Annotated in this window: 14 protein-coding genes; all 14 read left to right on the top strand. The window is 31.7% G+C overall.

The window, feature by feature from the left end:
• On the top strand, positions 1-247 hold a 247-nt coding region (locus VK071_01860), incomplete at its 5' end, for a succinyl-CoA--3-ketoacid-CoA transferase (protein HLR34054.1).
• A gap of 83 nt (positions 248-330) precedes the next feature.
• A complete protein-coding gene (locus tag VK071_01855) occupies positions 331-1944 on the top strand; it encodes a sigma 54-interacting transcriptional regulator (GenBank protein ID HLR34053.1) in 1614 nt (537 codons plus the stop codon).
• A 99-nt stretch (positions 1945-2043) separates the two neighbouring features.
• Entirely contained in the window at positions 2044-2259 is a 216-nt protein-coding gene (locus tag VK071_01850) for an AtpZ/AtpI family protein (GenBank protein HLR34052.1), read from the top strand.
• Between the two features lie 6 nt (positions 2260-2265).
• A complete protein-coding gene (locus VK071_01845; protein HLR34051.1) occupies positions 2266-2670 on the top strand; it encodes an ATP synthase subunit I in 405 nt (134 codons plus the stop codon).
• A 38-nt stretch (positions 2671-2708) separates the two neighbouring features.
• Entirely contained in the window at positions 2709-3380 is a 672-nt protein-coding gene (gene atpB, locus VK071_01840) for a F0F1 ATP synthase subunit A (protein HLR34050.1), read from the top strand.
• Between the two features lie 62 nt (positions 3381-3442).
• Positions 3443-3724: an ATP synthase F0 subunit C gene (gene atpE / locus VK071_01835; GenBank protein HLR34049.1), complete on the top strand. Its 282-nt coding sequence runs from the start codon at positions 3443-3445 to the stop codon at positions 3722-3724.
• A gap of 60 nt (positions 3725-3784) precedes the next feature.
• Positions 3785-4294 carry a F0F1 ATP synthase subunit B gene (gene atpF / locus VK071_01830; protein ID HLR34048.1) on the top strand — a complete coding sequence of 170 codons (510 nt, stop codon included), beginning with the start codon at positions 3785-3787 and terminating at the stop codon, positions 4292-4294.
• Entirely contained in the window at positions 4282-4824 is a 543-nt protein-coding gene (locus VK071_01825) for a F0F1 ATP synthase subunit delta (protein ID HLR34047.1), read from the top strand. The genes atpF and VK071_01825 overlap by 13 nt, the downstream gene beginning before the upstream one ends.
• A gap of 20 nt (positions 4825-4844) precedes the next feature.
• On the top strand, positions 4845-6350 hold the full coding sequence (gene atpA / locus VK071_01820) for a F0F1 ATP synthase subunit alpha (protein HLR34046.1): 1506 nt from the start codon (positions 4845-4847) through the stop codon (positions 6348-6350).
• Between the two features lie 29 nt (positions 6351-6379).
• The gene (atpG, locus tag VK071_01815; protein ID HLR34045.1) at positions 6380-7237 is read left to right on the top strand and encodes an ATP synthase F1 subunit gamma; all 858 of its coding nucleotides are present in this window, start codon (positions 6380-6382) and stop codon (positions 7235-7237) included.
• 19 nt (positions 7238-7256) lie between these two features.
• Positions 7257-8654, top strand: coding sequence for a F0F1 ATP synthase subunit beta (gene atpD, locus VK071_01810; GenBank protein ID HLR34044.1), 1398 nt, complete (start codon positions 7257-7259; stop codon positions 8652-8654).
• A gap of 3 nt (positions 8655-8657) precedes the next feature.
• Positions 8658-9062, top strand: a complete 405-nt coding sequence (locus VK071_01805; GenBank protein HLR34043.1) for a F0F1 ATP synthase subunit epsilon — start codon at positions 8658-8660, stop codon at positions 9060-9062.
• 173 nt (positions 9063-9235) lie between these two features.
• The gene (locus VK071_01800; protein ID HLR34042.1) at positions 9236-10030 is read left to right on the top strand and encodes a YwmB family TATA-box binding protein; all 795 of its coding nucleotides are present in this window, start codon (positions 9236-9238) and stop codon (positions 10028-10030) included.
• A 20-nt stretch (positions 10031-10050) separates the two neighbouring features.
• Positions 10051-11304, top strand: coding sequence for a UDP-N-acetylglucosamine 1-carboxyvinyltransferase (gene murA / locus VK071_01795; GenBank protein HLR34041.1), 1254 nt, complete (start codon positions 10051-10053; stop codon positions 11302-11304).
• Positions 11305-11427 lie beyond the last annotated feature (123 nt).

Here is an 11427-nt window from a genome sequence, read left to right as displayed (position 1 = left end):
AATGGAGCATACTGTAAAGGGGAGACATAAAATACTTAAAGAGTGTAATTTACCTTTAACAGCAGTAGGAGTAGTAGATATGGTAGTAACAGAAATGGGAGTTATGAAAGTAACAAATAAAGGGTTGGTTTTAACAGAGATTAATCCAAAATATACAGTGGAAGAAGTACAAGGGGCTACTGAAGCTGAGCTAATAATTTCAGAATCATTAGAAAAGATAGGATTAGAAAAAGAAATAAACTTTTAACAAAAAGAAGCGGTAAGAGCCGCTTCTTTTTGTTAAAAAAATATCTTGTATGATATAATATAAAATAGGGAGTTGAATTATTTATGTTCTTAGAGGATTTAAGGGAGGGAGCAAAAAAAATAAGTTTAGAAGGCATAAAAATTAATGCCTATTGTAATGGAAATAATATTTTGCTGAAAGAAGATACTAATAAAGGTGAAAACTATATAAAATATAATTATATAATCAGAGATGATTCTTTTAAAGTTTCCCTGGAAATATCGGTTAATAAGGAAATATACAATAATAATTCTAAAGCTATAGCTGATATGGGGTATGGGATAATTTTACAGGAGATTAGATATAGAAATTTGTTAACAGATTATATTAAAAAACAAAAATTAAATAAATATATTGCAAATACTCTTCATGATGCAGTACTAGTCTTAAATAAAGATGGCTACGTAGAATACTATAATGATAAAGCTTTAGAAATATTAGAGGCACCAAAAGAAGAAATAAAGATAAAACCACTGCAAGAATTTTATGCTAGTAAGCTAAAAGTTATGGAGATTTTAAAAACTGGAAAAGAGGTTTATAATGAGGAAATATTTCTAAAGTTAAAAAATGGAGGTAAAAAACATCTTTTAAAAACTATTCTACCTATTAAAGATGATGATGGTAATGTTATTGGAGTATTGGACAAGATAAAAGAAATAAAAACTGCTAAAAATTTTATTGCTAACATATCAGGCTCCCAAGGAAGATTTACTTTTGAAGATATAATCCATGATAGTGTTGAGATGGAAGAAGTAATAAACTTAGCTAAATCTACTGCAAGAACTGATATGACAGTCCTAATACAAGGGGAAAGTGGTACAGGTAAGGAGCTCTTTGCCCATGCAATGCATAATGTAAGTAATAGGGCTTTAAAGCCTTTTGTAATTCTTGATTGTTCTACTATTCCAAAAGAGTTAGTAGAATCTGAGTTATTTGGTTATTCAGAAGGAGCTTTTACAGGGGCTAAAAAAGGTGGTAAATTAGGAAAGTTTGATTTAGCATCAGAAGGTACAATTTTTTTGGATGAAATAGGAGAAATGCCTTTGGACATGCAAGCAAAATTATTAAGAGTTCTCCAAAATGGTACCTTTACTCGAGTAGGTGGAAACGAATTAATTGAAGTAGATATAAGGATAATTGCTGCTACTAATAGAAATCTTGAGGAAGAGGTAAAGAAAAATAATTTTAGAGAAGATTTATATTATAGACTTAATATGGTGTCTGTGGAAATTCCACCTCTTAGAAATAGAAAAAGAGATATTATGAAATTGACAAATCACTTTCTAGAAATGGCTCAGGATAGATTAAATAAAAAAGATATTTCAATAAATGAAAATATAAAAAGGATGTTTTTATCCTATAGTTGGCCGGGTAATGGTAGGGAATTGGAAAATATAATATTTAGAGCAGTAAATTTATGTACAGGAGAAGAAATAAATTTAAACCATTTACCGGAACATATTTTAGAAAATGTCAAAATAAAGATAGAATCTGAAGAATCTAGTATAGAATTGACTCCTTTGGAGAAAATGGAATTAGAACAAATATTAACTTTGTTGAAAGAAAACAAAGGAAATAAAAAAAGGACGGCGGAAATATTGGGAATTTCTAGGTCTACTTTATATAGAAAGTTAAAAAAATATAATGTGGAAATCTAGTTAAATATTATTTGCAAAGTATTTGCATAATAGATAATTTTTTTGTATAGTAAATATATATAAGTTTAAAGTATGAAATAGATATTTGGAGTGTTTGATTTGAAGGATAAAAATCCTCTTTTATATTTAGCATTAATAACTCAAGTAGGTCTTTCTATAATAACTCCTATTCTACTGGGAGTTTTTTTAGGGAATATTGTAGATAAATGGTTGAAAACTGAGTCAATTTTTACTATTATATTTATTATACTTGGTACTGTAGCTGGATTTATGAATCTTCTTAAATTGGCTACTAAGAAAGATCATAGGAAGTGAGCCAAAATGCTACATAATTCTAAGGATAATTATGTGTTTCAGATAATAAAAAAAGCTATAATACTCATTCTAGTAGTAATTGGATTAATGTTTTTTGGTTTTAGGGAGCCCAAACCTTATATTCTAGGTTTTATTTTTGGCTCTAGTATTAATGTTTTAAGCTTTCTTCTACTTAATAATACTCTAAAGAAAGCGGTACAAATGGAACCCTCAAAAGCTTATGGTTATACAATGTCGAATTATTTTGTTCGATACTTTATTTATTTTATTGTATTGACAATTAGCATTATTGCAGATTATTTAAATTTTGTAACTGCTGTTTTAGGAATGTTTACTATAAAAATAGTAATACTTTCTAAGGCATTTTATGATACTATTAATGGAAGAATAAAAAAAAGAAATAAGGAGTAGTTGTTACAGCTTACAGGAAGGAGGGAATAGATGAGTATATGAGTATAGAAATTGCTTTCAATTTATTCGGTAAGAATATAATAATACCAGACACTATAGTAAATGTATGGATTGTATCGATTATTTTAATTATAATAGCTTTAGTAGTAAATAAAAAAATAAAAAATGCAGATGTAAATAAACAACCTACAGGTTTTTTAAACTTAATAGAAGTATTAGTTGAATCTGTAGAAGGCTTAGTAGAGTCTACTATGGGTAAAGAGAATATGTTTTTTACACCTTATATACTGACTTTAATATTGTTTTTATTATTCTCAAACTTATTTGGACTTCTATCTTTTACACCACCTACATCAGATTATAGTGTTACATTAACATTGGCATTAATGACTTTCTTTTTAACTCAGTATTTTAATTTTAAAACCTCAGGGTTTTTAGGATATTTTAAGAGTTATACAGAACCATTACCTTTATTAACTCCTATAAATATCTTAGGTGAAATAGCCAACCCTATATCACTTTCTTTCCGTTTATTTGGAAATATTTTAAGTGGAGTTATTATAATGGGCTTAGTATATGCCGCTCTAGGTTGGTTTGCACCATTAGTAGCACCAATTTTACATGCTTATTTTGATATATTTTCAGGAGCGCTTCAAACTTTTATATTCTCTATGCTAACTATGATATTTATTTCAGGTGCAATGGAGTAATATAATAGAATAATAAAAAAACAAGCAATAAAATTGTCAAAATTTTGGGAGGAGGAAAAATAATGTTAGAAGGAATAACTAGTGAAGCTTTTATTTTAGGATGTTCAGCAATAGGAGCAGGTCTTGCAATGATAGCAGGTATAGGACCTGGAATTGGTCAAGGTCATGCAGCAGGTAAAGGTGCCGAGGCAGTAGGTAGACAGCCAGAAGCACAAGATGATATTATAAGAACCATGCTTTTAGGTCAAGCAGTAGCAGAAACTACTGGTATTTATGGTCTAGTAATTGCGTTGATTCTTTTATTCTTAAGGCCACTATTAACAGCATATTTAGCTTTAAAATAATAAAAAAGATGGGGTTTCCCATCTTTGAAAATATACCTCAATGAGAAGGAGGTTGAGTAAGTGATAGATGTAAGGGTTGAACCTAATTGGATATCAATGCTATTGGTATTTGTTTCAGTAGTAATATTATATTTCATATTAAAACACTTTTTATATGAACCAGTATCCAAGTTTATGGGGGAAAGAAAAGAAAATATTCAAAAAGATATAGATGGAGCTAAATCTTTAAAAGAGGATGCTACTGTTTTAAGAAATCAATATGAGATTAAAATAGAAGAATCCTATGAAGAAGGGCAAAAAATAATAGAAACCTCTAGACGACGAGGAGAAGAGTTAAGAGAAGATATAATAAAAGATGCTGAAAAAGAAGCAGAAGGCATTGTGGACAGAGCTAGAAGAGAAATTGAATTAGAGAAAGAAAAAGCTTTGCAAGAAATAAAACTTCAAGCTGGGGATATGGCTATCCTTATTGCCTCAAGGATTGTAGATGAAAAAATGGATATGAATGTTCAACAAGAGATGATTGACAAATTCGTAAATGAGGTAGGGATGGAAAAATGGCAAAGCTAATAGGGAAAAGATATGCTTTGGCATTGTTTGAGGCTGGTCAAGAGCTTGAAAAGTTAGATAGCTTTAAAGAAGAATTAAATTATATAACTACTATTTTAAATGAAGAATCAGATTTAGTAACAATTTTAGAACATCCAAAGATATCTACGAAAGATAAAAAAGAATTAATTATGAATGTTTTTCAAAAAAGTGTTTCAGAGGAAATGTTAAATTTCCTTTATGTAATAATTGATAAGGGAAGAGAAAAAAATATTTTAGATATTAATAAAGAATATAAATATTTGTATAATGAAAAAAAGAATATAGTAGAAGCCGTAGCAGTGACAGCTGTTCCTATGGATAAAGGTTCTCAAGATAAATTAACTGTAGTTCTTTCAGAAAAACTAGGGAAGACTGTAAAGATTAAAAATGAAATAGATAAATCCATACTAGGTGGAGTGCTTTTAAAAATGGAAAATAAAATTATAGATGGAACTATAAAAGGACGACTTGAATCCATGGAGAAAACCATTAAAGGCGCAAAAGTATAGGAAGTTGAGGTGAAAAACTAATGGATTTAAGACCAGAAGAAATAAGTTCAGTAATAAAGGAACAAATAAAAAAATATGATCAAAAACTGGACATGGTAGATGTTGGGACAGTAATACAGGTAGGAGATGGAATAGCAAGAATTCATGGATTAGAAGGCTGTATGGCAGGGGAATTAATTGAATTCCCTGGTGAAATATACGGTATGGCTTTAAATTTAGAAGAGGATAATGTAGGATGTGTACTTTTAGGTCCAGACAGAGAAATTAAAGAAGGGGATACTGTTAAAAGAACTAAAAGAATTGTGGAGGTACCTGTTGGCGATGTTATGATGGGAAGAGTGGTTAATGCTCTAGGCCAGCCAATTGATGGTAAAGGACCTATTAATGCTACAGAATATAGACCTGTTGAAAAAATTGCTCCAGGAGTTATTACTCGGAAAAGTGTATCTGAACCATTACAAACAGGTATAAAAGCTATAGATTCTATGTTCCCAATAGGTAGAGGACAAAGGGAGTTAATAATAGGAGATAGACAAACTGGTAAAACAGCTTTAGCAATTGACACTATTATTAATCAAAAAGGTCAAGATGTAATTTGTATATATGTAGCTATAGGACAAAAAAGATCTACGGTAGCGCAAATAGTAGATGTACTTGAAAGACATGGAGCTATGGATTATACTACAGTAGTTTCTGCAACAGCTAGTGAATTAGCACCATTACAATATATAGCTCCCTATGCAGGTGTAAGTATAGGAGAAGAATTTATGAATAATGGTAAAGATGTTTTAATTGTTTATGATGACCTATCCAAACATGCTACTGCCTATAGAGCAATGTCACTATTGCTTAGAAGACCACCAGGAAGGGAAGCTTTCCCAGGAGATGTTTTCTATCTACATTCAAGATTGTTAGAAAGATCTGCAAAGCTTGATGATAAATATGGTGGCGGTTCAATTACTGCATTACCAATTATTGAAACTTTAGCAGGAGATATTTCTGCATATATACCTACGAATGTCATTTCTATAACAGATGGTCAGATATTCTTAGAGACAGATTTATTCTTTTCTGGACAAAGGCCAGCTATAAACACAGGATTATCTGTATCTCGTGTAGGTGGGGCAGCACAAATTAAGTCTATGAAAAAAGTAGCTGGTACACTAAAGTTAGAGTTAGCTCAATATAGAGAACTCGAAGCTTTTGCTCAATTTGGTTCAGACCTTGACAAAGACACTCAAGAAAGACTGAGACAAGGTGAGAGAATGCTAGAGTTATTAAAACAACCTCAATATGAACCAATGAGGGTAGAGCATCAAGTAATTATTTTATACGCAGTAGTTAATAAACATCTTGATAACATTCCTGTGGATAAAATAAGCCAATTTGAAAGGGAATTTATAGTATTTGTGGATAATAACTATCCAGAAATAATTAAAAGTTTAAGTGAAACGAAAGATTTAACTGATGAAACTGTAGAACAGTTAGAAAAGGCAGTTAAGGAATTTAAAGAAAGTTTTAAATAAAAAAACCCTAAAAATAGGGGGTGAACTATTTGGCAGAATCAACACGTGATATTAAAAGACGTATTAGAGGGATTACGAATATAAAACAGATAACAAATGCAATGGAGTTAGTAGCATCGGCAAAGTTAAAAAGGGCTAGGGAAAAGTTAGAAAGAACTAGACCTTATTACAATACAGTTTTAGAAAGTATCCAGGAGACATTGGCTTCTACAGGAAATATTAATCATCCTCTTTTACAAGTAAGGGATGTAGAAAAATCCCTTTATATTGTACTTACTGGTGATAAAGGTTTGGCTGGAGGCTATAACTCAAACGTATTAAGATTAGTTGAAAATGAAATAAAGGAAAGAAAAGATGAGGTAAAGTTAATTACAATAGGTTCTAAAGGTGGAGAGTTTTATAAAAGAAGGGGCTATGAAATTGTAGAAGAATTTACTGGTATATCTGAAGAACCAAGTTTTTCTGATGCAGTAAAGGTTACCAGAATAGCTTTAGAACTTTATAAAAAAGAAGAAATCGACGAAATAATAATAGCCTATACTACGTTTTATTCACCGATTTCACAGGAGGCAAAGTTACTAAAACTGCTTCCACATGAGGATACAAGGGCTGAAAGTGAAGAAAAGACTAATATTATTGAATATGAACCATCTCCAGAGGAAGTGTTAGATTATTTAATTCCTAAATATATAGAAAGTACCATATATGGCGCATTGATAGAGTCTTCTTCTAGTGAACAAGGTGCTAGAAGAACGGCTATGGGTTCTGCTACAGATAATGCTGAAGAAATGATAGATGATTTACAGCTTAGCTACAATAGAGCTCGTCAAGCAGCTATTACTGTGGAAATTTCTGAAATTGTTGCGGGTGCTGAAGCTCTTAAGTAACTGAGAAAGGAGTAGGAATATGGAAAAAAACATAGGGAAAATAGTTCAGGTAATTGGTCCTGTAGTAGATATAAGATTTAGTGAAGATGATCTTCCTGAACTTTTAAACGCTATAGAAATAGAAAAAGATGGGGAAAAGCTGATAGTAGAAGTAGCACAACATATTGGAGATGACACTGTTAGATGTGTTGCCATGGGTTCTACTGATGGGCTTATAAGAGGTATGGAAGGAGTAGATACTAAAGCTCCTATAGAAGTACCAGTAGGTAGAGAAACCCTTGGAAGACTTTTCAATGTCCTCGGTGAAGCTATAGATGAAAAGGGAGATATAGATGCAAAGCATTATTCCCCAATTCATAAATCAGCACCATCTTTTGAAGAACAAGAAACTTCAAGTGAAGTATTTGAAACTGGTATAAAAGTTGTAGACCTAATAGCACCCTACTCAAGAGGTGGAAAAATAGGTTTATTTGGCGGTGCTGGTGTAGGAAAGACAGTACTTATTATGGAGTTAATAAATAATATAGCTAAAGAACATGGTGGCCTTTCTGTATTTGCAGGTGTAGGTGAAAGAACTAGGGAAGGTAATGACTTATATTATGAAATGATTGAATCTGGGGTAATTGATAAAACTACTTTAGTATTTGGACAAATGAATGAACCACCAGGAGCTAGAATGAGAGTAGGTCTTACAGGTCTTACTATGGCAGAGTACTTTAGAGATCAAGAAGGCCAAGATGTATTATTATTTATAGATAATATATTTAGGTTTACTCAAGCTGGTTCAGAAGTATCAGCATTACTTGGAAGAATGCCAAGTGCAGTAGGATATCAACCTACATTGGCAACAGAAATGGGTGCTTTACAAGAGCGAATTACTTCTACAAAGAAAGGATCTATTACTTCAGTTCAAGCAATATATGTTCCAGCAGATGATTTAACAGACCCAGCACCAGCAACTACCTTTGCTCACTTAGACGCTACGACAGTACTTTCTCGTCAAATAGCAGAGTTAGGAATATATCCAGCTGTAGATCCATTAGACTCTACATCAAGAATACTGGATCCTCAAATTGTTGGAGAAGAACATTATAAAGTAGCAAGGGGAGTACAAGAGATTCTTCAAAGATACAAAGAGTTACAAGATATAATTGCAATACTAGGTATTGAAGAATTATCTGATGAAGACAGAGTAATTGTATCTCGTGCAAGAAAGATACAAAGATTCTTATCCCAACCTTTTGCTGTTGCAGAACAATTTATAGGTATGGAAGGAAAATATGTTCCTATTAGTGAAACAGTAAGAGGATTTAAGGAAATATTAGAAGGTAAACATGATGATTTACCAGAGCAAGCTTTCTTTATGGTAGGTACAATAGATGAGGTTATTGAAAAGGCAAAGGAAATGGAGGGATAATCTATGTCAACATTCCCTCTAGAAATAGTGACTCCTGACAGGTTGTTCTTAGATGATGAAGTAGAAAGAGTTATTGTAAGAGGTGCAGAAGGTGATTTAGCAATTTTAAAAAATAGGGCCCCTTTAGTAACCCCTTTAAAAATTGGAAAAATCAGAGTTTTTAAAGATGGAGAAGAAAAGGTTGCTACTTGTGTTGGTGGTTATGCTAAAGTTACAAAGGAAAAAACAACTATTATTACAGATGCCTGTGAATGGGCGGAAGAAATAGATGTAGAAAGAGCGGAAGAAGCCAAAAAAAGGGCTGAAAAAAGGCTCGAAAAGAAACCAGAAGGTTTAGATGTAGTTAGAGCAGAAGCAGCTTTAAAAAGAGCTATAAATAGATTAGATGTAGCAAAATATAAAAAATAGAATAATAAGGTATAAAAAGTACCCTATCATGGCAATACTTTACCATGAGGAAAGGGTACTTTTTATGTTTAGTAAAAGCGTTTTGTCCCCCTTTACGGCTGTTATTAAACATATTAGAAGAATAAGTTGGAATACCCTTTCCTTATTTTAATATAAGTTAGGAGGAAGGGATAATGAAAAAATACAGGAAGGTACTAACTTTAGGTATTATTATACTATTAATTCCTATTCTAGGATTATGTGAAGAAAAAGAGCTTGAAAAAAATATTTCATTGAGTATACTAGAGGATATGGGTGGGAAATTTTCAGAAGCAGATATAAGTGGGGGAAATAAAATATATGATATATTTTTAGAAAAAAAGGGTTTAGAGAGTTTGGGTGAAGAAATTAGGAATGATATAGGATTATTAGGGAAAAAAGAAGAAAAAAGTAAATATGATTTTAATTTTGAACCTAGCAATTATTCAGAAAAGATTGTAGATGATGATGATTTTAAACAACTAACTATATGGGGGATAAATTCTGAAGGATATCCTACTACGGCAGTTATTACTTCATATAAAGATAAGTCAGGTAATATTAGTGAAACAACTCTTTATATTAATTTTGTAATAAAGGAGAAATTTGACGAAGTTAATGATATAATATATAAGGTGGAAAATGTTTTTAAAGAATTTGATAAGAAGGTAGAGATTAATACTTGTATTGTAGGAACTCTTGATGGAAAATTAACTAAGGTAGAAAAAGAAAAAAGTGTTTCTGTGGCAACTAAAAATGTAAATGGAAAAGTTGTGGAAAAGTTTATAGATGATGGCCTAATAAGTATTATAGCTTATACACCTTATGTTGATGAATATGTTTATGTGGAAGATAAAAAAGTTAATTTAAATATTGCTATGAGATATAATGAATTAGAAGAAAGTACTTACCTGTGGATAGGTACGCCAGTTATTACAATAAGTTATTAAGTAAATGGAGGGGATTTTTTGTGAGTAAATTATTGGTGGAGAAGAGTCCACCTTTAAAAGGGAGAGTAAGAATAAGTGGTGCTAAGAATTCTACCTTGCCAATTATTGCAGCTTCTCTTTTAGGAACTGAAGACATAATATTAAGGGATGTGCCAAGACTTAAAGATGTAGATGTAATCTGTGATGTATTAGCATCCTTAGGGGCTGAAGTAGAGTTTTTAGATGAACATACTTTGAGAATTAATGCGAAAAATGTAGATAAATATGAGACCCCTTATGAATTAATGAGCAAGATGAGGGCTTCTTTTTTAGTTATGGGACCTTTATTGACCCGTGTAGGTAAAACAAAGACTTCTTTACCTGGTGGGTGTGCAATAGGAACAAGACCTATTGATTTGCATTTAAAAGGCTTTAAAGCTTTAGGTGCTGAAGTAGATGTGGATCATGGCTATATAGGGGCTTATGCAAATAAATTAGTAGGAGCCAGAATTTATTTAGATTTTCCTAGTGTTGGAGCTACAGAAAATATTATGATGGCTGCAGTTTCAGCAGAAGGAGAAACTATAATTGACAATGCGGCTATGGAACCAGAAATTGTGGATTTAGCAAACTTTTTAAATAAACTTGGTGCTAATGTTAAAGGAGCAGGGACTAGTAGTATTAGAATCAAAGGTGTGGAAAAATTAGGTGGAGGGGAACATTCTATTATTCCTGATAGGATTGAAGCAGGTACTTTTATGGTAGCTAGTGCTATTACCAATGGAGATATATTAATTGAAAATATAATTCCCAGCCATATAAAACCTATAATTGCTAAACTTAGGGAAACTGGGGCCGAAGTTATTGAAAATGGAGATAAGATACGAGTAATTGGTACTAATAATAGAAAGGCTGTAGATGTTAAGACTTTACCCTATCCAGGTTTTCCAACGGATATGCAAGCTCAATTTATGGCTTTAATGAGTGTTAGTGAAGGTACTAGTGTAGTTATTGAAACAGTTTTCGAAAATAGATTCATGCATGTAGATGAATTGAAAAGAATGGGTGCAGATATAAAAATCGATGGAAGAAGTGCAATTCTTCAAGGAGTAGATAGCTTAATGTCAGCACCAGTAAAGGCTACGGACCTAAGGGCTGGAGCAGCTTTAGTATTAGCAGGTTTAGTAGCAGATGGAGTAACTGAAATTGATAATATTTATCATATAGATAGAGGTTATGATGGTATAGAGGATAAATTTAAGAAATTAGGTGGAAGAATTACTAGAGTAGAATAATAAAGATATTATCTTTATTAAGTCTATCTGGTTGGAATAATTATAACTGTTTTTGTAGTTAGAATAATAAACATATCATCTTTTCCTAGTGCATAGAATGTAATTAAGTTGACTTTAAGATAT

This window comes from Tissierellales bacterium, from assembly GCA_035301805.1.
GTDB lineage: Bacteria > Bacillota > Clostridia > Tissierellales > DATGTQ01 > DATGTQ01.
The sequence above is the reverse complement of the archived record's forward strand: the minus strand, read 5'-3'. Positions and strand labels throughout refer to the sequence as shown.